Annotated in this window: 20 protein-coding genes; 8 read left to right on the top strand and 12 right to left on the bottom strand. The window is 64.1% G+C overall.

The window, feature by feature from the left end:
• The first annotated feature begins 187 nt into the window (after window positions 1-187).
• From ACVWZ5_RS07225 to cmoB, 3 genes are all read left to right on the top strand, one after another.
• Window positions 188-580 (top strand): protease inhibitor I42 family protein, encoded by a 393-nt coding sequence (locus tag ACVWZ5_RS07225; protein ID WP_028690114.1) that lies wholly within the window; start codon window positions 188-190, stop codon window positions 578-580.
• A 90-nt stretch (window positions 581-670) separates the two neighbouring features.
• Complete coding sequence (gene cmoA, locus ACVWZ5_RS07220) at window positions 671-1,414, top strand: carboxy-S-adenosyl-L-methionine synthase CmoA (RefSeq protein ID WP_028690115.1); 744 nt, start codon at window positions 671-673, stop codon at window positions 1,412-1,414.
• Window positions 1,411-2,367: a tRNA 5-methoxyuridine(34)/uridine 5-oxyacetic acid(34) synthase CmoB gene (cmoB, locus tag ACVWZ5_RS07215; protein ID WP_062573023.1), complete on the top strand. Its 957-nt coding sequence runs from the start codon at window positions 1,411-1,413 to the stop codon at window positions 2,365-2,367. The genes cmoA and cmoB overlap by 4 nt, the downstream gene beginning before the upstream one ends.
• A 69-nt stretch (window positions 2,368-2,436) precedes the next feature.
• Here the strand turns inward: cmoB and ACVWZ5_RS07210 are convergent, their stop codons facing one another.
• Window positions 2,437-2,640, bottom strand: a complete 204-nt coding sequence (locus ACVWZ5_RS07210; RefSeq protein ID WP_028690117.1) for a hypothetical protein — start codon at window positions 2,638-2,640, stop codon at window positions 2,437-2,439.
• A 269-nt stretch (window positions 2,641-2,909) separates the two neighbouring features.
• Here ACVWZ5_RS07210 and ACVWZ5_RS07205 point away from each other — a divergent pair, with 269 nt between their 5' ends.
• Together ACVWZ5_RS07205 and ACVWZ5_RS07200 are read left to right on the top strand one after the other, a co-directional pair.
• Window positions 2,910-3,584, top strand: coding sequence for a heavy metal response regulator transcription factor (locus ACVWZ5_RS07205; protein WP_050703990.1), 675 nt, complete (start codon window positions 2,910-2,912; stop codon window positions 3,582-3,584).
• The gene (locus tag ACVWZ5_RS07200; RefSeq protein WP_457340498.1) at window positions 3,581-4,966 is read left to right on the top strand and encodes a heavy metal sensor histidine kinase; all 1,386 of its coding nucleotides are present in this window, start codon (window positions 3,581-3,583) and stop codon (window positions 4,964-4,966) included. The genes ACVWZ5_RS07205 and ACVWZ5_RS07200 overlap by 4 nt, the downstream gene beginning before the upstream one ends.
• A gap of 33 nt (window positions 4,967-4,999) precedes the next feature.
• Here the strand turns inward: ACVWZ5_RS07200 and pdxJ are convergent, their stop codons facing one another.
• From pdxJ to rpoE, 10 genes are all read right to left on the bottom strand, one after another.
• Window positions 5,000-5,722 (bottom strand): pyridoxine 5'-phosphate synthase, encoded by a 723-nt coding sequence (pdxJ, locus tag ACVWZ5_RS07195; RefSeq protein ID WP_189656959.1) that lies wholly within the window; start codon window positions 5,720-5,722, stop codon window positions 5,000-5,002.
• A 62-nt stretch (window positions 5,723-5,784) separates the two neighbouring features.
• Window positions 5,785-6,468: a DNA repair protein RecO gene (recO, locus tag ACVWZ5_RS07190; protein ID WP_186599341.1), complete on the bottom strand. Its 684-nt coding sequence runs from the start codon at window positions 6,466-6,468 to the stop codon at window positions 5,785-5,787.
• Between the two features lie 103 nt (window positions 6,469-6,571).
• Window positions 6,572-7,474: a GTPase Era gene (era, locus tag ACVWZ5_RS07185; RefSeq protein WP_028690122.1), complete on the bottom strand. Its 903-nt coding sequence runs from the start codon at window positions 7,472-7,474 to the stop codon at window positions 6,572-6,574.
• The gene (gene rnc / locus ACVWZ5_RS07180; RefSeq protein WP_028690123.1) at window positions 7,467-8,156 is read right to left on the bottom strand and encodes a ribonuclease III; all 690 of its coding nucleotides are present in this window, start codon (window positions 8,154-8,156) and stop codon (window positions 7,467-7,469) included. Before rnc ends, era begins: the two co-directional genes overlap by 8 nt.
• A gap of 161 nt (window positions 8,157-8,317) precedes the next feature.
• Entirely contained in the window at window positions 8,318-9,172 is an 855-nt protein-coding gene (gene lepB, locus ACVWZ5_RS07175; protein WP_028690124.1) for a signal peptidase I, read from the bottom strand.
• A gap of 5 nt (window positions 9,173-9,177) precedes the next feature.
• Window positions 9,178-10,977 carry a translation elongation factor 4 gene (gene lepA / locus ACVWZ5_RS07170; RefSeq protein WP_028690125.1) on the bottom strand — a complete coding sequence of 600 codons (1,800 nt, stop codon included), beginning with the start codon at window positions 10,975-10,977 and terminating at the stop codon, window positions 9,178-9,180.
• Window positions 10,978-11,166: 189 nt separating this feature from the next.
• On the bottom strand, window positions 11,167-12,573 hold the full coding sequence (locus ACVWZ5_RS07165) for a DegQ family serine endoprotease (protein ID WP_374119862.1): 1,407 nt from the start codon (window positions 12,571-12,573) through the stop codon (window positions 11,167-11,169).
• 200 nt (window positions 12,574-12,773) lie between these two features.
• Complete coding sequence (locus tag ACVWZ5_RS07160) at window positions 12,774-13,739, bottom strand: MucB/RseB C-terminal domain-containing protein (protein WP_062573019.1); 966 nt, start codon at window positions 13,737-13,739, stop codon at window positions 12,774-12,776.
• Window positions 13,740-13,752: 13 nt separating this feature from the next.
• Window positions 13,753-14,343, bottom strand: coding sequence for a sigma-E factor negative regulatory protein (locus tag ACVWZ5_RS07155; protein ID WP_028690128.1), 591 nt, complete (start codon window positions 14,341-14,343; stop codon window positions 13,753-13,755).
• 31 nt (window positions 14,344-14,374) lie between these two features.
• Window positions 14,375-14,956, bottom strand: a complete 582-nt coding sequence (gene rpoE, locus ACVWZ5_RS07150; RefSeq protein WP_003252049.1) for an RNA polymerase sigma factor RpoE — start codon at window positions 14,954-14,956, stop codon at window positions 14,375-14,377.
• Between the two features lie 437 nt (window positions 14,957-15,393).
• On the opposite strand from rpoE, the gene nadB reads away from it, so the two are divergent.
• On the top strand, window positions 15,394-17,007 hold the full coding sequence (nadB, locus tag ACVWZ5_RS07145) for an L-aspartate oxidase (RefSeq protein WP_084941885.1): 1,614 nt from the start codon (window positions 15,394-15,396) through the stop codon (window positions 17,005-17,007).
• Between the two features lie 45 nt (window positions 17,008-17,052).
• Here nadB and ACVWZ5_RS07140 read toward each other — a convergent pair whose 3' ends face one another.
• Window positions 17,053-18,015, bottom strand: coding sequence for an NAD(P)H-quinone oxidoreductase (locus ACVWZ5_RS07140; RefSeq protein ID WP_062573017.1), 963 nt, complete (start codon window positions 18,013-18,015; stop codon window positions 17,053-17,055).
• A gap of 144 nt (window positions 18,016-18,159) precedes the next feature.
• Between ACVWZ5_RS07140 and ACVWZ5_RS07135 the strand changes: the two genes are divergently transcribed.
• Both ACVWZ5_RS07135 and ACVWZ5_RS07130 read left to right on the top strand, forming a co-directional pair.
• Window positions 18,160-20,241: a carboxy terminal-processing peptidase gene (locus ACVWZ5_RS07135; RefSeq protein WP_167388397.1), complete on the top strand. Its 2,082-nt coding sequence runs from the start codon at window positions 18,160-18,162 to the stop codon at window positions 20,239-20,241.
• 108 nt (window positions 20,242-20,349) lie between these two features.
• On the top strand, window positions 20,350-22,107 hold the full coding sequence (locus tag ACVWZ5_RS07130) for a bifunctional diguanylate cyclase/phosphodiesterase (protein WP_062573015.1): 1,758 nt from the start codon (window positions 20,350-20,352) through the stop codon (window positions 22,105-22,107).
• Window positions 22,108-22,137: the final 30 nt, after the last annotated feature.

Genomic DNA, 22,137 nt, shown 5'->3' with positions numbered 1-22,137 from the left:
GGGTCATCTTCTACTTGGTTTTTCTCGGGGTGTTTTTTTTGTTTTTCTTCGCGCTTTTTTGGGGGGGCCCCCCCCCCCCCCCCCCTGGGGGGGGGGGGGGGGGGGGCCCCCGCGATGGCCCCCCACCACCCCACAAAACTGCGACAGCTTCGGTTATCCTCAGGCCATTCCAGCTTCAGGAGCCAACATGTCTCTCCCTCGCCTGCTTGTTCCCGCCGCCCTGGCCCTGCTCACCGCCTGCGCCCAGCAACCGCAACGCACCGTCGAACTGGACGGCGAAAGCGAGTGCCCCAAGCGCCTGGTCGTCGGCCAGACCATGACCCTCACCCTGCCCAGCAACCCCACCACCGGCTACCGCTGGCTGCTGCAGAACCCGGCTTCGGAGATCCTGCGCAGCCTCGGTCCCGAGGTCTACAGCTCCCCGGAACAAGCCGGCATCGTCGGCAGCGGCGGGCTTTCCACCTGGCGCTTCCAGGCCAAGGCCGCCGGCGAAGGCCACCTGATCCTGGTCTACCAGCAGCCCTGGGCCCCTGAAGTGCGACCGGTGCAGACCTTCGACTGCGCCATCCGGGTGAAGTGAGCGCACGGCGCCGGTCAGCGAGTCATGCAAGCTTGCCGTGGTTTGGCTAGAATGCCGCCCCTGTAGATTGCCAGCCGCCTGGACCCGCCCGTGAGCAAACAACCCGACCGCCTTTTCGCCCAGCCCCTGGAGCAGGTGCCCGACTTCGTCTTCAACGAAGACGTGGTGCAGGTGTTCCCGGACATGATCAAGCGCTCGGTGCCCGGTTACCCGACCATCGTCGAGAACCTCGGCGTGCTGGCCGCGCGCTTCGCCCAGCCGAACTCCGTGCTGTACGACCTCGGCGCCTCGCTGGGCGCGGTGACCCAGGCGCTGCGCCGCCATGTGCGCACGGACGGCTGCCGGGTCATTGCGGTGGACAACTCCGCGGCCATGGTCGAGCGCTGCCGCCAGTACCTCACCGCCCAGGACTCGATGTTCCAGGAGCTGCTGCCGGTACAGGTGCTGGAGGCGGACATCCTCACCCTGCCCTTCGAACCGGCCTCGGTGGTGGCGATGAACTTCACCCTGCAGTTCGTCGCCCCAGAGCAACGCCTGGAGCTGCTCGGCCGCATCCATCAGGCCCTGTTGCCGGGCGGTGCGCTGATTCTCTCGGAAAAACTGCGCTTCACCGACGCGCAGGAGCAGGACCTGCTCAACGAACTGCACCTGGACTTCAAACGTGCCAATGGCTACAGCGAACTGGAAATCGCCCAGAAACGCAGCGCCATCGAGAACGTGATGAAGCCCGACACCCTGGAAACCCATGAGCAGCGCCTGCGCGCCGCCGGCTTCTCCAAGGTCGTGCCCTGGTTCCAATGCCTCAACTTCGCCTCGCTGATAGCCCTGCCATGATCGATCTGTCCCCCCTCGTCCGCCGCCTGGCGGGCACGCCCCTTGCCACCTGGTCCCAGGGCCTGCAGGCGCAACTCGAAGCCAAGCTGGAAAAGGGCCACGGCGACCTCGACCGCTGGCGCGGCGCCCTCGAGGCACTGCCGCGGCTGACCCCCAGCGAAATCGACCTGGTCGACGGCCTGCGCCTGGACTGCGCTTGCGACGACGCCACCCGGGCGCAGATGCGGCAGGCACTGATGGGCCTGTCGCCCTGGCGCAAGGGCCCGTTCGACCTGTTTGGCGTGCATGTCGACACCGAGTGGCGCTCGGACTGGAAATGGTCACGGGTCGGCCCACACCTGGACCTCAAGGGCAAGCGCGTGCTCGATGTGGGCTGCGGCAACGGCTACTACCAGTGGCGCATGCTCGGCGCCGGCGCCGACATGGTCATCGGCGTGGACCCCAACTGGCTGTTCTTCTGCCAGTTCCAGGCCGTGCAGCAGTACTTGCCTGAACTGCCGGCCTGGCACCTGCCGTTCGCCCTCGAGGAGCTGCCGGCCAACCTCGAAGGCTTTGATACCGTATTTTCCATGGGCGTGTTCTATCACCGCCGCTCGCCCATCGAGCACCTGCTGGCGCTCAAGGACTGCCTGGTCAAGGGCGGCGAACTGGTGCTGGAAACCCTGGTGATCGAGGGTGACGAAAACCAGGTGCTGGTACCCGAGGATCGCTACGCGCAGATGCGCAACGTCTGGTTCCTGCCGTCGGTACCGGCCCTGGAGCGCTGGTTGCGCCGCGCCGGCTTCAGCGATGTGCGCTGCGTCGATGTCAGCGTCACCAGCGTCGAGGAGCAGCGCAGCACCGAGTGGATGCGCTACCAGTCGCTGGGCGACTTCCTCGACCCGAACGACCACGGCAAGACCATCGAAGGCCTGCCAGCCCCGCGCCGCGCCACGCTGCTGGCACGCAAATAAAAAGGGCGCCCGTTCGGGCGCCCAGGCTCACCTGCGCCGAGGAGCTGTCGTGGCGCAGGTGTGTGGTACTCAGTCCTTGGCCAGTTCGCGGGCCTTTTCCTCGGCCTTGCGCTCGCGCTCAGCCAGCGCCTGCTGCTTGTCGCCGTACAGGCGCGCCTGGTCGTCGCGGAACGCTTGCCAGAATTGCTTCGAACGCTCCGCGCCTCCCTCGGCGAAAGCGCTGGTGCTGCCCAGGGCGAGAATCGCCAGCAGCAGGTACTTGGTCAGGTTCATCGTGCTTGCCTCGTGATAACCGTTTCGACAGGGCCATCATCGCAAGCGGGAGCTAACACCAAGGTGAGGCGGACATTACAGTCTTGCAAGAGAGCCGTATCGCGGGACAAGCCCGCTGCCACAGGATCACCCTGTCAGGCACATGACCCGCGCATTACAAATCCGTTATTCCCGCCGCTTGCCTATTCGCATCCAGTAACATCCTCGCCGCTTGACCCTGATGTCACTACAGGGTCGAGAATCGCCCCCTTTCCACACAGAGCCCGACCATGCGCCTACTGATCATCGAGGACGAACCCCGCACCGCCGACTACCTGCAACAGGGCCTGCGCGAGAACGGCTACGTGGTCGACTGCGCCCATACCGGCACCGACGGCCTGCACCTGGCCCGCCAGCAGGCGTACGACCTGGTGATCCTCGACGTCAACCTGCCCGGGCTCGATGGCTGGGGCGTGCTGCAGCGCCTGCGCGCCGAATCCTCGACGCGGATCATGATGCTCACCGCCCATGGCCGTCTGGCCGACCGGGTCAAGGGGCTGGACCTGGGCGCCGACGACTACCTGCTCAAGCCCTTCGAGTTTCCCGAACTGCTGGCGCGCATCCGCAGCCTGCTGCGGCGCAACGACCAGCACCTGCAGCCGAGCACGCTGAAGGTCGCCGACCTCGAACTCGACCCCGGCCGCCACCGCGCCTGGCGCGGCGGCCAGCGCATCGACCTGACCGCCAAGGAGTTCGCCCTGCTGCACCTGCTGATGCGCCAGAGCGGCGAGGTGCTGTCGCGTACACAGATCATCTCGCTGGTGTGGGACATGAACTTCGATTGCGACACCAACGTGGTGGAAGTGTCGATCCGCCGCTTGCGGGCAAAGATCGACGACCCGTTCGAGGACAAGCTGATCCACACCCTACGCGGCGTCGGTTATGTGCTGGAGGCGCGGACGTGAAGCGCCCCAGCCTGTCGCTGCGCCTGGGCCTGACCGTCACCCTGCTGGGGGCGGCGCTGGTCTTGCTGCTGGCGTGCCTCGCGGTATTCGCCCTCGATCATGAGCTGGACAGCCGGGCGCGCAAGGACCTGGCGCGCAAGATGCTGCAAGTCGAGCACAACCTGCGCGTCGATCTGCGAAGCGACGACCTCGGCGCTCGCGCCCACCCGCTGCTCGACCTGGTCATGGGCCATGACAACCTCAGCCTCAGCGTGATGGCCATCAACGGCCGCCACCCGGCCCTGCTCAGCCTGGGGCCGGCGCTGCAGTCGCAGCACCTGCTGGACCTGGAGGCCGACAACCGGCTGACCTTCCACACCTGGCGCGACGACGATGGCAACCAGATACTCACTGCCAGCCGCCTGATGCGCCTGCGCGACAACACCCCGGTCAAGGTGCTGATGTCGCTCAACCGCAGCGACGACAACAGCCTGTTGCAGGCCTACCTGCACTCCACCCTGCTGGCCCTGCCGCTGCTGCTGGTGCTGATCGGCATCGCCGCGTGGAAGCTGGTGCAGCGAGGTCTGCGCCCGCTGCGGCACTTTCGCCGGATCGCCGGGCAGGTCTCGGCCCAGGACCTTGGGCATCGTCTGCCGGACGAAGGTCTCCCTACCGAACTGGCCGATCTTGCCCGCGCCATCAACGTGATGCTCGACCGGCTCGACCAGGGCGTGCGTCAGCTGTCGCAGTTTTCCGACGACCTGGCCCACGAACTGCGCACGCCCATCGGCAACCTGATGGGCAAGGCCCAGGTCACCCTGGCCCGCGAGCGTGATGGCGACAAGTACCGCGAGGCGCTGGAAGACAGCGTCGAGGAGCTGACTCGGCTCAACCGCATCATCAACGACATGCTGTTCCTGGCCCAGGTCAGCCAGCCGCAGGCCCAGGTGGCCCTGGTTCCCGTGGCGCTGGCGGACGAAGTGGCGCGGGTGAGCGAGCTGTTCGCCTTCAGCGCCGAGCTCAAGGGTATCTCCCTGCACCTGCAAGGCTGGGGTACCGCGATGGCGGACAAGCTGATGTTCCAGCGGGCGCTGTCGAACCTGCTCAGCAATGCGATTCGCCATGGCCCTGAAGGCCAGCCAGTGGCCGTGGGCATCGAGCGAATCGGCGACCAGATCGGTGTGTGGGTGGAGAATCGCGGGCCGGGGATTGGCGAGGCATACTTGCCGCACCTGTTCGAACGGTTCTACAGGGCTGGGGCCGGGCGTTCACGATTGGAAGGCGGGACGGGGTTGGGACTGGCGATCGTCAAGTCGATCATGCAGCTGCATGGGGGACGGGTCGAGGTGAGCAGCCAGGTCGAAGGGCCGACTCGCTTTACCCTCCTCTTCAAAGCCGAATGACGCTGGGGCTGCCTTGCAGCCCCAGGGGCTGAATCAGCGCGAAGCGGCGACGATCAGCGCCTTCATCTCCGCCACCGCCGCCTTGAAGCCGACAAACAGTGCATGGGCCACCAGCGCATGGCCGATGTTCAGCTCGTTGATGCCCTTGATTGCCGCCACCGCCTCGACGTTGTGGTAGTGCAGGCCATGGCCGGCATTGACGATCAGGCCCTGGCCAACACCAAACGCCACGCCATCGACGATGCGCTTGAGCTCCTCGGCGACCTCGGTCGGCGTCTCGGCATCGGCATAGCGGCCGGTGTGCAGCTCGATGGCCGGCGCACCGACACGGCGCGAGGCTTCGATCTGCCGCTCGTCGGCATCGATGAACAGCGACACCTCGGCGCCGGTGCGCGACAGACGCTCGACCGCCGCCTTGATCCGCGCCTCCTGGCCGGCCACATCGAGGCCGCCTTCGGTGGTCAGCTCCTGGCGCGTCTCCGGCACCAGGCAGATATGCGCCGGGCGGATTTTCTCGGCGAAGGCCATCATCTCCTCGGTGACGCCCATCTCGAAGTTCATGCGGGTCTGCAGCACGTCCTTGAGCAGCAGCACGTCGCGCTCCTGGATATGCCGGCGGTCTTCGCGCAGGTGCACGGTGATGCCGTCGGCACCCGCTTCCTCGGCGTCCAGGGCGGCCTTGACCGGGTCCGGATAGCGGGTGCCCCGGGCCTGGCGCAGGGTCGCCACGTGGTCGATGTTGACGCCGAGAAGCATGCGGTTGCTGTGAGTCACGAAAGGGCTCTCCTGAAGATTTAGCCCCACAGCATACGTCGTGCTCAGCGCTTGCGAAACAGTTCCCGACTGACCAGCGGCTTGGGCCCCAGGTGAACCGCCAGGGCCTGGCGCATCAGGCGCTTGGCGGCGAGCAAGGCACCAGGCGCTTCCCAGTCGGCCTGGGCCAGGGCCAGCAGTTCGCTGCCCTTGAACAGTCCGGGCTGGAACAGCTCGACGCGCTCCAGGCCGGCGTCCACCTGCAGGCGATAGAGCCCTTCGGCGGCGACGGCAGTGTCGTTGACGTCATGATCCAGGGCGAAGGCATAGCCCAGCTCGTCCAGCAGGCGCCATTCGAAGGAGCGCAGCAGCGGCTCCAGCGGGCGTCCGGCGGCCAGGGCCTGCAAGGTCAGGGTGTAGTGCTCGAACAACGCCGGATGCGGCGCCTCGGCGGGCAGCAGGCGCATCAACAGCTCGTTGAGGTAGAGCCCGCTGAACAGCGCATCGCCATGCAGCCAGGCCGCGATGCCAATGCTGTCCATGCGACCGACGTTCTTCAGTTCGCCGCGCCCGCGCAGTTCGACTTCCAGCGGCACGAACGGCCGCACCAGGCTGCCACCCTTGCCTCGCGCCCGGCGCAGCACCGCCCGCACCAGCCCCTGGGGGGTGAGGAAGTCCACCAGCGCGCTGGTTTCCTTGTAGGCGCGGCTGTGCAGCACGTAGGCGGGTTGGGGGGTGGGTTGGTCCATTCGGATCTCTCGATGCCAGAAATGCCTGTGGGAGCGGGCTTGCCCCGAGATCGCCATCGCGGTGCAGGCCCGCTCCCACAGGAGCAAAAGCAGGGTTTGAGGCTTACAGGTCGCCGTAACCCAGAGAACGCAAGGCGCGCTCGTCGTCGGACCAGCCACCCTTGACCTTCACCCACAGGTTGAGCATGACCTTGGAGTCGAACAGCACTTCCATGTCCTTGCGCGCCTCGGAACCGATGCGTTTGATACGCTCGCCCTTGTCGCCAATGATGATCTTCTTCTGCCCGTCACGCTCGACCAGAATCAGCGCATGGATGTGCAGCACGTGGCCCTGCTGCTTGAATTCCTCGATTTCCACGGTGATCTGGTACGGCAGCTCCGCACCGAGCTGGCGCATGATCTTCTCGCGCACCAGTTCGGCGGCGAGGAAGCGGCTGCTGCGGTCGGTGATCTGGTCTTCCGGGAAGAAGTGCTCGTTTTCCGGCAGGTGCTTGGCGATCTGGGCTTCCAGCGCCTCGAGGTTGTGCCCCTGCTGCGCGGAAATCGGCATCACTTCGGCATTCGGCAGTTGTTCCTGCAGCCATTGCAGATGCGGGATCAGCTCGGCCTTCTCTTCCATGCGGTCGGTCTTGTTGACCGCGATGATCAACGGGCCAGTCACGTACTGCACCCTCTCCAGCACAAGCTGGTCCTCGTCGGTCCACTTGGTACGGTCGACCACGAAGATAACCACATCGACGTCCTTGAGGGCCGCTGAGGCGTTGCGGTTCATGTAGCGGTTCAGCGCCTTGTCGTTGGCCTTGTGCATGCCGGGGGTATCGACATAGATCGCCTGCACGTCACCTTCAGTCTTGATGCCGAGCATGTTGTGGCGGGTGGTCTGCGGCTTGCGCGAAGTGATCGCCAGCTTCTGCCCGAGGATATGGTTGAGCAGCGTGGACTTGCCCACGTTGGGGCGACCGACGATGGCGACATAGCCGCAGCGGGTCGAAGTGTTCTCAGTCATTGCCATTCTCCACGCCCAGGGCGATCAATGCGGCGGCAGCGGCGACCTGCTCGGCGATACGCCGGCTCACGCCCTGGCCGCGGCTTTTCTTGTTCAGCAGGACCACTTCGCACTCGACGAAAAAGGTCCGGCAGTGCGGTTCGCCCTGGATATCCACCACTTCATAGCGCGGCAGTTCGCAGGCACGCGACTGCAGGAACTCCTGGAGGCGGGTCTTGGGGTCCTTGTTGGTGTCGACCAGGGTCAGCCCATCGAACTCATCGGTCAACCAGGCCAGGATTCGCTCGCGGGCGGTCTGCATGTCGGCGTCCTGGTAGATGGCGCCGATCAGGGCCTCGAGGGCGTCAGCAAGGATCGACTCGCGGCGAAAGCCGCCGCTCTTGAGTTCGCCCGAGCCCAGGCGCAGGTACTCGCCCAGGTCAAAGCCGCGAGCCAGTCGGGCCAGGGTCTCGCCCTTGACCAGGCGTGCGCGCAGGCGCGACAGCTGGCCTTCGCGGGCTTGCGGAAAGCGCTCGAACAACGCCTCGCCGACCACGAAGTTGAGGATGGCATCGCCGAGGAATTCCAGGCGCTCGTTATTGCGCCCGGCATAGCTGCGATGGGTCAGGGCCAGCAGCATCTGGTCCTGGTTCTTGAAGGTGTAGCCGAGCTTGCGCTCCAGGCGGGCCAGGGAAGCGCTCATGGGGCCACCCGTGCAATGTTCAACGCGTTGTTCAAATCAACATCCTGAAAGACGGTTTGACTGCGGTCTGTCGCCGGAAACGGCGAAAGCTCTCGCTCCTTGAGAACACAGCCTATGTCAGAAATGCAATCGGCGCTGTCCGTGGACAGCGCCGTCGTTACTCAATGGATCAGCCCGACCCGCGACAGGTTCGGGAAGTGGCTGAGTTTTGGCTCGGGCCAGCTCATCCAGACCGCGAACGCCTTGCCGACGATATTGTGGTCCGGAACCATGCCATGCAGCTCCTTGGGAATGTTCGGGTCATCCCAGAAGCGGCTGTCGTTGGAGTTGTCGCGGTTGTCGCCCATCATGAAGTAATGACCGGCCGGCACGGTCCATTGCTGGTCCGGCGGCATGCGGTAGCGGGTCATTTCCTTGCGGATCAGGTGCTCGGCTTCACCGAGTTTCTCCTTGTACAGCTCGGCGCTGCCCAGGGTGCCCGGCTCGCTGCCGACCAGTTGCTCGGCGATCGACTGGCCGTTGACGAACAGTCGCTTGTCGCTGGTGTAGCGCACCACGTCACCCGGCAGGCCGACCACACGCTTGATGTAGTTGACATTGGGGTCGCTTGGGTAGCGGAACACCATCACATCCCCGCGTTGCGGATCGCCCACCTCGATGACCTTCTTGTCGATCACTGGCAGCCGAATGCCGTAGGAGAACTTGTTCACCAGGATGAAGTCGCCCACTTCCAGCGTCGGCTTCATCGACCCCGACGGGATCTGGAACGGCTCGACCAGGAAAGAACGCAGCACCAGCACGATGAACAGCACCGGGAAGAACGACTTGCCGTATTCGACGAGCAAGGGCTCCTTGTTCAGGCGTTCAACCACGGCCATTTCGGGCTGGCTGACGCTGCCCTGGTAGTTGGCGATCGCCGCACGCCGGCGCGGGGCCAGGAACAGCAGGTCGATCAGACCCAACAGACCGCAGACGGCGACGGCGATGACGAGCAACAGCGGGAAATTTAGCGACATAGGACCTAGCTATCCAACCTGAGCACGGCAAGGAAGGCTTCCTGTGGAATCTCCACGTTACCCACCTGCTTCATGCGTTTCTTACCGGCCTTCTGCTTCTCCAGCAGCTTCTTCTTACGGCTGACATCGCCACCGTAGCACTTGGCCAGTACGTTCTTTCTGAGCGCCTTGACGGTTGTCCGCGCGATGATCTGGCCGCCGATAGCTGCCTGGATCGCCACATCGAACATCTGCCGAGGGATCAGTTCCTTCATCTTTTCGGTCAACGCGCGGCCTTTATAGGCGGCGTTGTCGCGGTGCACGATCAGGGCCAGGGCATCGACCTTGTCGCCGTTGATCAGTACGTCCAGCTTGACCAGGTTGGCCGACTGGTAGCGATCGAAATGGTAGTCCAGCGACGCATAGCCGCGGCTGGTCGACTTCAGGCGGTCGAAGAAGTCCAGCACCACTTCGTTCATCGGCAGGTCGTAGCGCACCTGGACCTGGCTGCCGAGGAACTGCATGTCGCGCTGCACGCCACGCTTCTCGATGCACAGGGTGATGACGTTGCCCAGGTGCTCCTGCGGCACCAGGATGGTCGCGGTGACGATCGGCTCACGGAAGTCGTTGACCGCCGAGACGTCCGGCAGCTTCGACGGGTTGTCGACAGTGATGGTTTCGCCGGTCTTGAGTTCGAGCTCGTAGATCACGCTTGGCGCCGTGGTGATCAGGTCCAGGTCGTACTCGCGCTCCAGGCGCTCCTGGATGATCTCCATGTGCAGCATGCCGAGGAAGCCGCAACGGAAGCCGAAGCCCAGGGCGTCGGAGCTTTCCGGCATGTACTGCAGCGACGAATCGTTCAAGGTCAGCTTCTGCAGGGCGTCGCGGAAGTCCTCGAAGTCGTCGGAACTGACCGGGAACAGGCCGGCGTAGACCTGCGGCTGGATCTTCTTGAAGCCTGGCAGCACTTCGACTTCGGGGGTGTTGGACAGGGTCAGGGTGTCACCCACCGGGGCGCCGTGAATGTCCTTGATGCTGGCGATGATGAAGCCCACTTCACCGGCTTTCAGATCGGCGGTCTGGGTGTGCTTGGGCGTGAACACGCCGACGCTGTCGACCAGGTGCACCTTGCCGGTGGACTTGACCAGGATCTTGTCGCCCTTCTTGACGCGGCCGTGGCGCACGCGCACCAACGAGACCACGCCCAGGTAGTTGTCGAACCAGGAGTCGATGATCAGCGCCTGCAACGGCGCGTCGATATCGCCTTCCGGCGCGGGGATGGTCTGCACCAGGCGCTCGAGCACCTCGTCGACGCCCATGCCGCTCTTGGCGCTGCAGGCCACGGCGTCGGTGGCGTCGATACCGATGATCTTCTCGATCTCGTCCTTGACGCGGTCCGGGTCGGCCTGGGGCAGGTCCATCTTGTTCAGGACCGGCATCACCTCCAGGCCCTGCTCGATGGCGGTATAGCAGTTGGCCACCGATTGGGCCTCGACGCCTTGACCGGCGTCCACCACCAGCAGCGCACCCTCGCAGGCGGCCAGCGAGCGCGAGACTTCATAGGTGAAGTCGACGTGGCCGGGGGTGTCGATGAAGTTCAGCTGGTAGACCTTGCCGTCCTGCGCCTTGTAGTTGAGCGTGACGCTGTGGGCCTTGATGGTGATCCCGCGCTCGCGCTCGAGGTCCATGGAGTCCAGGACCTGGGCTTCCATTTCGCGCGCCGACAGGCCACCGCACATCTGGATGAAACGGTCGGCCAGCGTCGACTTGCCATGGTCGATGTGGGCGATGATGGAGAAATTGCGGATATGACTCAAATCACTCACGGGTCAACACTCGAAAAGGCTGCGAGCCGGACGCCCGCCGAAAAATAGCCGGGAATTGTACCTCAAGCCGGAGGGATATGGGAGAACCCTTGTCACCTGCCTATCGGTTAGCGTGGGAGCGGGACCATCAAGCCTGCTGCTCATGAAAAAGGGCAGCCGAAGCTGCCCTTTACCTACCGCACCACCCGCTTATTCAGCCAGTTTGAAGGTGATGAAGCTGGCACGCCCCTGTCGCAGCACGCGCATGGACACCGAACGGTTCTTCGGCAGTTCCTTGGCGATCTCGGTGAACTGCTTGGCCGAGGCGATGGCCTGGTTGTTCAGGTGGCTGATGACATCGCCCGGACGCAGGCCGATCATGGCCGCCGGACCATCCTGGACTTCCTTGATGACCACGCCGCCCTTGAGCTCCAGCGACTTCTTCTGCTCGGCGGTCAGGTCGGACACGGACACACCCAGGCGGTTGCTGCTGCGCTCTGCGCTGCCATCGGCACCCGCGCCCAGGCCGATGTCGGCGTCATCCTCGGGCAATGCGCCAATGGTGACGTCCAGGTTCTGGCGCTTGCCATTGCGGATGATCTCCAGCTTGGCCTTCTCGCCGTCCTTGAGGCTGCCGACCAGGTGCGGCAGGTCGGCGGACATGACGATCGGCTGGCCGTTCATGCTCAGGATCACGTCGCCCACCTGCAGGCCGCCCTTGGCTGCCGGGCCGTTTTCCAGGACCTGGGCGACCAGGGCGCCGGCCGGCTTGTCCAGGCCGAAGGATTCTGCGAGGTCCTTGTTGACCTCCTGGATCACCACGCCCAGCCAGCCGCGGCTGACCTTGCCGTCTTTTTTCAACTGGTTCGACACATCGATGGCGACGTCGATCGGGATGGCGAACGACAGGCCCATGAAGCCACCGGAACGGGTGAAGATCTGCGAGTTGATACCTACCACCTCGCCCTTCATGTTGAACAGCGGACCACCAGAGTTACCCGGGTTGATCGCCACGTCGGTCTGGATGAACGGCACATAGGTGTCGTTGGGCAGCGTACGGCCCTTGGCGCTGACGATCCCTTTGGTCACCGAATGGTCGAAGCCGAACGGCGAGCCGATGGCCAGCACCCACTCACCAACCTTGAGTTTCTCCGAGTCACCCAGCTTGACGGTCGGCAGGTTCTTGCCCTCGACCTTGAGCAGGGCCACGTCGGTACGTGGGTCGGTGCCCACCAGCTTGGCCTGCAATTCACTGCGATCGGACAGACGGACGATGATCTCGTCAGCGTCTGCGACCACATGATTGTTGGTCAGCACATAACCGTCACTGGAGATGATGAAGCCCGAACCCAGTGACTGCGCCTCGCGCTGGCGATCGCCACGAGGCGAACGCGGCTGCTGCGGCATGTTGCGCTCGAAGAACTCGCGGAACATCGGCGGCAGGCCTTCGAGGTCCGGCATCTGCCCGGCGGCGACGCGGCGGTCCGGCAGTTTCTGCTTGGTGCTGATGTTGACCACCGCCGGCGAGGCCTGCTCGACCAAGGTGGTGAAGTCCGGCAGGGACTCTTCGGCCTGCGCGGTGAGCACCTGGCCAAGCATGAGCACGGCGGCGAACATCGATAGGTAGGTTTTCAAGCGTGGTATTGACATACGGCTCCCGTCACAACGAGCGTAGTTAGCAGTAAGGTTCCCGCAGACGCAGGAAAGGCCAGACTCCGAGAAGCCTGACCTATAGAAAATTTGCGGCAGGATTGCAAATGACAATGCCTTAATTTCATGTCAGCTCTGTGTAACAAGAGCTGTCAGAGGGCGCGCCGTCATTGGCGCGCCTGGGCATCCTGGGCCCGCATCGACAGGGCGACACGCTCGGCGGTGCCCAGCGGGATCTCGCCGACCACAGTGACCATCACCTTGCCCTTGGGCGTGGTAAGACGCCGCGACACCGCGACGGTGGGGCCGAGCTGGGCACGGGTATCGACACCAGCCTCGTTGCCGATCGGCTCGAGGAACACCGAAAAACGGGCCAGGCCATCGTCATACATGAGGCTGCTGACGGTATTCTTGCGCTCCGGATCGCGGCGGACCGAACTGTTGACCAGCTCGAACCCCGGCGGCAGCCAGTCCGAACGCCACCCGGCGACGGTTTCGGCGGTGCCGGACTGCGTGCGCTCAACCGGCTTGCAGCTGGCGCTGGCGGCCAGTTCGGCGTCGGTTGGCGCAGCGTCAGTGTCAAGGCGGGTCATCTGGAAGCGCTCGAGCAACTGGCCCTTGTCGTTGAGCATCAACGAACGCAGGGGCAGGCCGGTGCGGCGGTCCAGATGCAATTCGAAAGCATAACGATGCTGGTCACGCGGTGTGAGCGCGACAATCACCGCATCGCGCCCGGCGACACGTGACTTGCCTGACACGCTCAGGTCGTACCAGCTCATCAGCTTCAGGGGGTCGAGCACCCGCGGGGCGCTGTCCGGTGGTGTGCCCACGCTACTGGCAAGGTTGCCACTGACACATTGCACCTTGCCGTCGACCCGCACGATTTCCTGGGCCGAGCCGTCGAGCTGCAGCAGCCGCTCGCTGACCTTGCCGTCCTGGACGCGATGCCAGATGTCATGGGATGAGAAGCTGCCGTTGCGTTCGTAGACGAAGGATCCCTGGTAACTCTGCTGCTGCTCGGCCCGTGCCAACTTGTTCAACCACTCGCTCGCCTCGGGCGAGGAATTGGCGGCCAGGGCCTGCACCGTCAGGCTGCTGCCAAGCAGCAGCGACAGGAGAGGTAGCGCGCGCATGATCCTCCTTAACTTAGCGATTTTCCAGGCTGGCGGCGCGGGCGTAAGGCAGCGCGGTCTCGTTGCCCTTCAGCGCGGACTCCTGGGCGTGCTGGCGCAGGTAGCCCGGCAAGCGTTGATCCCAGCCGGCCTGGTTCTGCAGCACACCGTTGGCCATTGGCCCGGTCGGTTGCTCGTTGCTTTCACTATAGCCTGCCAACACGGCCGGACCTTGCGCCTGCGGCATGCTCAGACCCTGCTGGGCAGGCTGCTGGGCGGCCAGTTCGGCACCGCTGATCTCGTCCTGGTTGTAGAAGCGCACGCCGGCCAGCACGGCAACGGTCACCGATGCGGCCACGGCCAGGCGACCGAGGCTGCGCCAAGGGCCCTGCTTGACCTTGGCCGGCACGGCCTCATCGGCCAGCGCTGCGGAAACCGCCGAGGCGATGTCCAACTTGGGCAGCAGCAGCTCCTTGTGCATGGCTGCGCGAGCAATCTGGTAACGCGACCAGGTAGCACGGGTTTCGGCATCGTCGACGGCATTCAGCACGCGACGCAGTTCCAGTTCGTCCGCTTCGTTATCCATCACCGCGGACAGCGATTCCTGCAAAGCTTCACGACTCATGGCGGTTCCTCTCTTGGCTGTCGCCGCTGTCTCAGGTTTCCTGCAACAAGGGTTGCAGGGCTTTGTCTATGGCCTCCCGAGCGCGGAAGATTCGAGAGCGCACGGTACCCACTGGACATTGCATGACGCTGGCAATGTCCTCGTAACTCAATCCATCGAACTCACGCAGGGTCAGCGCCGTACGCAAATCTTCCGGCAGTTGCTGGATGGTTCGATGGACGGTGCCTTCGATTTCATCCCGCAACAACGAGCGCTCTGGGGACTCGAGATCCTTGAGACCATGATCGCCGTCATAGAACTCCGCATCCTCGGAGCTCACATCACTGTCTGGTGGCCGCCTTCCGCGGGACACCAGGTAGTTCTTCGCCGTGTTGATGGCGATGCGGTAAAGCCACGTATAGAACGCACTGTCACCGCGAAAATTCCCAAGCGCACGGTATGCCTTGATGAAGGCTTCCTGCGCCACGTCCTGCGCCTCATGGGTGTCGTGTACGAAACGCACGATCAACCCGAGAATCTTGTGCTGATACTTCAGCACCAACAGATCGAAAGCTCGCCTGTCGCCACGCTGCACGCGCTCTACAAGCTGCTGATCCTCTTCCTGGGTTAGCATGAACACTCCTCAGTGATCTCGAAGGAGCGCTGCATCAGCCATCGTTCAGGCTTGCAACCATAGACTCGGGCTTTGCGCAAAAGTTCTCCCCCTCCAAGCAAGTTTCCTGCGGCCCTTGGTCGGCTCGCACGAAAGACGCAGCGCGGTCACGGCCGGCTGCGTCGATAATCTGGTTTCGTTACGCAGGTGTCAGCCCAAGATAGAGCTGCCGCCTTGCGTCGCCGCGGCAATCTGTGGCGTATGGGCAGCCTTCATAGGATTTCCAAGAGTATCGGAAAGTTCCTAAAAAGATCGCCACCACCCCGTATGCGCCATTGGAAATCAGGCGCCCGGGGCTGCTATAAAGGCATCCCGGCCAGGTTTCACGATAGTTTCACAGTGCCATCTGCGCTCGACTATTGTGCCGTGCCCCCTCCAAAGATTACTAGTGTCCCGACATGAGCCAACAATTCCAACATGATGTCCTGGTGATCGGCAGCGGTGCCGCCGGTCTCAGCCTGGCACTGAACCTTCCCCGCCACCTGCGCATCGCCGTACTGAGCAAGGGCGACCTGGCCAACGGCTCGACCTTCTGGGCCCAGGGCGGCGTTGCCGCGGTGCTTGACGATACCGACACCGTGCAGTCCCATGTCGAGGACACCCTTAACGCCGGTGGCGGGCTGTGCCACGAAGATGCCGTGCGCTTCACCGTCGAGCACAGCCGCGAGGCCATCCAGTGGCTTATCGAACAAGGCGTGCCATTCACCCGCGACGAGCACTACAGCGTCGACGACGGCGGCTTCGAGTTCCACCTGACCCGTGAGGGCGGTCACAGCCACCGGCGCATCATCCATGCCGCCGACGCCACGGGCGCGGCGATCTTTACCACCCTGCTGGAACAGGCCAGGCAACGCGCGAACATCGAACTGCTCGAACAGCGCGTGGCCGTCGACCTGATCACCGAGCGCCGCCTGGGCCTGGACGGCGACCGCTGCCTGGGCGCCTACGTGCTGGACCGCAACACCGGCGAGGTGGACACCTTCGGCGCGCGCTTTACCGTGCTGGCCACCGGCGGCGCGGCCAAGGTCTACCTGTATACCAGCAACCCAGACGGCGCCTGCGGCGACGGCATCGCCATGGCCTGGCGCGCCGGATGCCGGGTGGCGAACCTGGAGTTCAACCAGTTCCACCCGACCTGCCTGTACCATCCGCAGGCCAAGAGTTTCCTGATCACCGAGGCACTGCGCGGCGAGGGCGCCCTGCTGCGCCTGCCCAATGGCGAGCGCTTCATGCCCCGCTTCGATCCACGCGAAGAGCTGGCGCCACGGGACATCGTCGCCCGCGCCATCGACCACGAGATGAAGCGCCTCGGAGTGGACTGTGTCTACCTCGACATCAGCCACAAGCCGGCCGATTTCATCACCAGCCACTTCCCGACGGTGTACGAGCGCTGCCTGACCTTCGGCATCGACATCACCCGCCAGCCGATTCCGGTGGTGCCCGCAGCCCACTACACCTGCGGCGGGGTGATGATCGACGAGCACGGTCACACCGACGTGCCCGGCCTGTATGCCATCGGCGAGACCAGCTTCACCGGCCTGCACGGCGCCAACCGCATGGCCAGCAACTCGCTGCTCGAATGCTTTGTCTACGGTCGCGCCGCCGCCGCCGACATCGAGGCGCGCCTGGACCAGGTCGCCATGCCCCGCGCCCTGCCTTGCTGGGACGCAAGCCAAGTGACCGACTCGGACGAGGACGTGATCATCGCCCACAACTGGGACGAGCTGCGGCGGTTCATGTGGGACTATGTCGGCATCGTGCGCACCAGCAAGCGCCTTCAGCGCGCCGAGCACCGGGTGCGCATGCTGCTGGACGAGATCGACGAGTTCTACAGCAACTACAAGGTCAGCCGCGACCTGATCGAGCTGCGCAACCTGGCGCAGGTGGCCGAGCTGATGATCCGCTCGGCCATGCAACGCAAGGAAAGCCGAGGCCTGCACTACACCCTGGACTATCCGGGGATGCTGCCCGAAGCCCGGGACACCATTCTGGTGCCGCAGAACCACGAGTGAGGTTGCAGTCTGCGCGATCCCTGTAGGAGTAGCCTTGCATCCTGATCACACGAGCGTCGGGTCGATCACCAGCACCAGCTTGCCGGATACCTGGTTGCTCGCCAGCTCCGCATAAGCCGCCTCGGCGAAGGCTACCGGGTAGGTGTCGACCAACTGTGGCGACAGGCGTCCCTCGGCGAACAGCGGCCACACTTGCTGACGCAGCTCCTGTAACAACTGCGCCTTGAACGCGTCATCGCGATTGCGCAAGGTCGAACCGGTGATTTCCAGGCGCTTGCCCAGCACCAGCGCCAGGTCCAGCTCGACCTTGCGACCGCCCATCAGGCCGATGATCACCCAGCGCCCGTCACGTGCCAGCAGCTTGAGGTTGAGCGGGCCATAGCTGGCGCCCACCGGGTCGAGGATCACATCGAACGGCCCGAGCTGTTCCAGATCATCAAGATTGCCATTGCGTACCACGCCGCCCACGGCGCCGAGGGACTGACAATAGGCCAGGCGCTGCGGCGACCCGACACTGACCCACACCGGGTTGCCGAACGCCTTGCACAACTGGATGGCTGCAGAACCCACGCCACTGGCACCGGCATGCACCAGCACTTTCTCACCGGCTTTCAATGCACCCAGCTGGAAGATGTTCAGCCAAGCCGTGGCGTACACCTCGGGCACAGCCGCCGCCTCGTGCAGGCTCAGGCCTTCGGGCACCGGCAGCACGTGCCGGGCGTCGACCACGACTTCCTCGGCCATGCCGCCACCGGCCAGCAACGCGCATACCCGGTCGCCCACGCGCCAGTCGGCGCCGGCCCCGACCTGCTCGACGATCCCTGAGCACTCCAGGCCCATATAAGGGCTGGCCCCGGGCGGCGGCGGGTACAGCCCGGCCCGCTGCAGCAGGTCGGCGCGGTTCAACCCGGCGGCGGCTACGCGAATACGCACCTGCCCGGCATCACAGGCCGGGCGCTCAGCCTCAACCCACGCCACATGTCCGTCAACGCCTTGCAATGCCTTCACAGTGCCTCCATAGTTGAATCATATGACCGAGCCTGGGAACGCCAAGTCCCAGGCTTTTTGCAGTATGCGTCCGGCTCCGATGGAACCGGCGAACGGAAAAGACGGCCTACTATGCGTGATCAATTGCCTCCACGTCGAATCAGCATGAAGCATTTCCTCCCCAGCACCGCCCTCGCCCTCATGATCGGCCTGGGCAGCCTCACGCTCGGTGGCAATGCGGCCGCCGCCAACAAGTGGGACAGCCTGCAGCCGGACCGCGACGAGGTCGTGGCCAGTCTCAACATCGTCGAGCTGCTCAAGCGCCACCACTACAGCAAGCCGCCGCTGGACGACGCCCGTTCGGTCATCATCTACGACAGCTACATCAAGCTGCTCGACCCGTCGCGCAGCTACTTCACCGCAGCCGACATCGCCGAATTCGACAAATGGAAGACCCAGTTCGACGACTTCCTCAAGAGCGGCAACCTCGAACCTGGCTTCACTATCTACAAGCGCTACCTGGACCGCGTGAAGCAGCGTCTGGACTATGCCTTGGGCGAGTTGAACAAAGGCGTCGACAAGATCGACTTCAGCGTCAAGGAAGACCTGCTGGTCGACCGCAAGGACGCGCCGTGGATGAAGAACCAGGCCGAGCTCGACGAGCTGTGGCGCAAACGCGTGAAAGACGAGGTGCTGCGCCAGAAGATCTCCGGCAAGGAGCTCAAGCAGGTCCAGGAAACCCTGATCAAGCGCTACAAGAACCAGCTGGCGCGCCTGGACCAGACCCGCGCGGAAGACATCTTCCAGGCCTACATCAACACCTTCGCCCAGTCCTACGACCCACACACCAACTACCTGTCGCCGGACAACGCCGAGAACTTCGACATCAACATGAGCCTGTCGCTCGAAGGCATCGGCGCGGTGCTGCAGAGCGACAACGACCAGGTCAAGATCGTGCGCCTGGTGCCGGCAGGCCCTGCCGCCAAGACCAAGCAGGTCGCCCCGGCCGACAAGATCATCGGCGTGGCCCAGGGCAACAAGGAGATGGTCGACGTGGTCGGCTGGCGCCTGGATGAAGTGGTCAAGCTGATCCGCGGCCCGAAAGGCTCGGTGGTACGCCTGGAGGTCATTCCGGCCAGCAACGCGCCGAACGACCAGACCAGCAAGATCGTCTCGATCACCCGCGAAGCGGTCAAGCTCGAAGAGCAGGCGGCGAAAAAGTCGGTGCTCAAGCTCAAGCAGGACGGGCGTGACTACAAGCTGGGGATCATCGAGATCCCGGCCTTCTACCTGGACTTCAAGGCCTATCGCGCTGGCGATCCGGACTACAAGAGCACAACCCGCGACGTGAAGAAGCTGCTCACCGAGCTGCAGAAGGAAAAGGTCGACGGCGTGGTCATCGACCTGCGCAACAACGGTGGCGGCTCGCTGCAGGAAGCCACCGAGCTGACCAGCCTGTTCATCGAGAAAGGCCCGACCGTGCTGGTGCGCAACGCCGACGGCCGTGTCGACGTGCTCGAGGACGAGAATCCGGGCGCCTTCTATAAAGGCCCGCTGGCGCTGCTGGTCAACCGCCTGTCGGCCTCGGCGTCGGAAATCTTTGCCGGTGCCATGCAGGACTACCACCGCGCGCTGATCATTGGCGGCCAGACCTTCGGCAAGGGCACCGTGCAGACCATCCAGCCGCTCAACCACGGCGAGCTCAAGCTGACCCTGGCCAAGTTCTACCGGGTTTCCGGGCAGAGCACCCAACACCAGGGCGTACTGCCGGACATCGCCTATCCGTCGATCATCGACACCAAGGAAATCGGCGAAAGCGCGCTCCCCGAGGCCATGCCGTGGGACACCATCCGCCCGGTGGTCAAGCCTGCCTCCGATCCGTTCAAGCCGTTCCTGGCCCAGCTCAAGGCGCAGCATGACGCGCGCAGCGACAAGGATGCCGAGTTCGTCTACATCCGCGACCGCCTGGCGCTGACCCAGAAGCTGATGAACGAGAAGACCGTCAGCCTCAACGAGCAGCAGCGTCGCGCCCGCCACGACGAGATCGAGGCCAAGCAGCTGACGCTGGAGAACATCCGCCGCAAAGCCAAGGGCGAAGAACCGCTGAAGGAGTTGAAGAAGGAAGACGAGGACGCCCTGCCCGCCGAGCCGGACGACACCAAGCCCGAGGACGATGCCTACCTGTCCGAGACCGGTCGTATCCTGCTCGACTACCTGAGCCTCAGCACGTCGGTGGCCAAGCACTGAAGTGATGGCGAAATAATGTGACCTGTCATCAAACAGTCACTGGACTGTCGTGAAATGGAAGGGCCGGACGTGCAAGCGTCCGGCCTTTTTCACTTCAGGAAGCAGTCCATGACCGTCACCGAACAGCTCAGCGCCTTGAGCGCCATCCTGGCTCAACGCAGTATCCACTGTCTGTTCCAACCCATCGTCTGCCTCTCTGAAAGGCGCATCCTCGGCTATGAGGCCCTGAGCCGCGGCCCATCCAACAGCCCGCTGCACTCGCCGCTGAACCTCTTCGCCATCGCCCGCCAGGCCGGTCGCCTCGCCGAACTGGAGGTGCTGTGCCGTGAAACCGCCTGCCGCCGTTTCACCGAGCTGAACCTGCCGGGCCAGTTGTTCCTCAACGTCTCCCCCGAGTCCCTGGTCGAGCCCGACTACCCGTCCGGGCGCACCCTGAAAATGCTCGAACAGGTCGGCCTGGCGCCAAGCCGCGTAGTCATCGAGCTGACCGAGCAGACGCCTACCGAAGATTTCCAACTGCTGTACAACGCCCTGCACCACTACCGCGACATGGGTTTCTCCATTGCCCTGGACGACCTGGGCGCCGGTTACTCGAGCCTGCGCCTGTGGTCGGAGCTGCGCCCGGACTATGTGAAGATCGACCGTCATTTCATCGATGGCATCCACCAGGACCCGCTCAAGCGCGAGTTCGTCGGTTCCATCCTGCAGATCGCCCGGGCCTCCCGCGCTCAGGTGCTCGCCGAGGGCATCGAACTGGCCGAGGAACTGACAGTGCTGGGCGAGATGGGGGTGAACCTGGTCCAGGGCTACCTGCTCGGCCGCCCCCAGGAGTTTCCAGTTGCAGACTACCTAGGCTTGCCACCCCCGGCGCCAGACTCGGTTGTAGCGCTGGGCGAGGACAGCCGCGACCTCAGCGCCCTGCTTCTCCAGCAGCCTTCGGTCACCCTCGATACTGCCACGCAACAGGTACTGGACGCCTTCCGCCGCCAGGCCAACCTCAACTCCCTCGCCGTGCTGGACGAGCAAGGCAGCCCTTGCGGCATCGTCCATCGCCACTCGCTTGCCGATGCCCTGCTCCAACCCTTCGGCACCGACCTGTTCGCGCGCAAGCCGATCAGCCGGCTGATGAGCCAGGACTTTCTCGCCGTCGAGCGCGGCCAGTCGCTGCAGCAGGTAAGCCGCCTGCTTACCAGCCGTGCGCGCCAGCGTATCGAGGAAGACTTCATCATTACCCAGAATGGGCGTTACCTGGGGCTTGGGCGGGTGATCGACGTGCTCAAGCTGATCACCGAGCAGAAGATCCAGCAGGCAAGGCACGCCAATCCGCTCACGTTGCTACCGGGCAACGTGCCGATCCAGCAGTGCCTGGCGCGCCTGTTGCTGCAGCGGCGCGAGGCCGCCGTGTGCTACGTGGACATCGACAGCTTCAAGCCTTTCAACGATATCTATGGCTATGCCCGTGGCGATGAAGTGCTGTTGTGCCTGGCCCAGTGCCTGAACGACTGCGTGGACCCAAGCCGGGATTTCGTCGGCCATATCGGCGGCGACGACTTCATGCTGGTGCTGGGCTCGGCGGACTGGCGCGAACGTCTGCAATTGCTGCTGGAGACCTTTGGCCGGCAATGCCGGCGCTTCTACCGCAGCGATCATCTCGAGGCCGGTTGCTTCATCGCTCATAACCGCCAGGGGCAGCGGGAGACCTTCGCCTTGCTGTCGCTGTCAATCGGCGTGGTCTGGCTGGAGCCCGGCAGCAGCGACGGGCTGGATGCCGGTCAATTGGCCGAGCTTGCCTCCCAGGCCAAGCGTCAAGCCAAGGATGACGGTGGCTCAGGGCTGAGCCTGATCGATACAACCGTGCTGAGTTAAACCAGGGGACCGCTCTGCGGTCCTTTCGCC

The sequence above is a fragment of the Pseudomonas sp. TE6283 genome (assembly GCF_054060555.1).
This window is presented reverse-complemented; position numbering and strand designations above follow the sequence as displayed.

What these genes read in the sequence shown, in the direction of transcription:
- ACVWZ5_RS07225 (WP_028690114.1), top strand. Translation starts at nt 188, where the DNA reads ATGTCTCTCCCTCGCCTGCTTGTTCCCGCCGCCCTGGCCCTGCTCACC.
- cmoB (WP_062573023.1), top strand. Translation starts at nt 1,411, where the DNA reads ATGATCGATCTGTCCCCCCTCGTCCGCCGCCTGGCGGGCACGCCCCTT.
- ACVWZ5_RS07210 (WP_028690117.1), bottom strand. Translation starts at nt 2,640, where the DNA reads ATGAACCTGACCAAGTACCTGCTGCTGGCGATTCTCGCCCTGGGCAGC.
- ACVWZ5_RS07205 (WP_050703990.1), top strand. Translation starts at nt 2,910, where the DNA reads ATGCGCCTACTGATCATCGAGGACGAACCCCGCACCGCCGACTACCTG.
- pdxJ (WP_189656959.1), bottom strand. Translation starts at nt 5,722, where the DNA reads ATGCTTCTCGGCGTCAACATCGACCACGTGGCGACCCTGCGCCAGGCC.
- recO (WP_186599341.1), bottom strand. Translation starts at nt 6,468, where the DNA reads ATGGACCAACCCACCCCCCAACCCGCCTACGTGCTGCACAGCCGCGCC.
- era (WP_028690122.1), bottom strand. Translation starts at nt 7,474, where the DNA reads ATGACTGAGAACACTTCGACCCGCTGCGGCTATGTCGCCATCGTCGGT.
- rnc (WP_028690123.1), bottom strand. Translation starts at nt 8,156, where the DNA reads ATGAGCGCTTCCCTGGCCCGCCTGGAGCGCAAGCTCGGCTACACCTTC.
- lepB (WP_028690124.1), bottom strand. Translation starts at nt 9,172, where the DNA reads ATGTCGCTAAATTTCCCGCTGTTGCTCGTCATCGCCGTCGCCGTCTGC.
- ACVWZ5_RS07165 (WP_374119862.1), bottom strand. Translation starts at nt 12,573, where the DNA reads ATGTTCGCCGCCGTGCTCATGCTTGGCCAGGTGCTCACCGCGCAGGCC.
- ACVWZ5_RS07160 (WP_062573019.1), bottom strand. Translation starts at nt 13,739, where the DNA reads ATGCGCGCGCTACCTCTCCTGTCGCTGCTGCTTGGCAGCAGCCTGACG.
- ACVWZ5_RS07155 (WP_028690128.1), bottom strand. Translation starts at nt 14,343, where the DNA reads ATGAGTCGTGAAGCTTTGCAGGAATCGCTGTCCGCGGTGATGGATAAC.
- rpoE (WP_003252049.1), bottom strand. Translation starts at nt 14,956, where the DNA reads ATGCTAACCCAGGAAGAGGATCAGCAGCTTGTAGAGCGCGTGCAGCGT.
- nadB (WP_084941885.1), top strand. Translation starts at nt 15,394, where the DNA reads ATGAGCCAACAATTCCAACATGATGTCCTGGTGATCGGCAGCGGTGCC.
- ACVWZ5_RS07135 (WP_167388397.1), top strand. Translation starts at nt 18,160, where the DNA reads ATGAAGCATTTCCTCCCCAGCACCGCCCTCGCCCTCATGATCGGCCTG.
- ACVWZ5_RS07130 (WP_062573015.1), top strand. Translation starts at nt 20,350, where the DNA reads ATGACCGTCACCGAACAGCTCAGCGCCTTGAGCGCCATCCTGGCTCAA.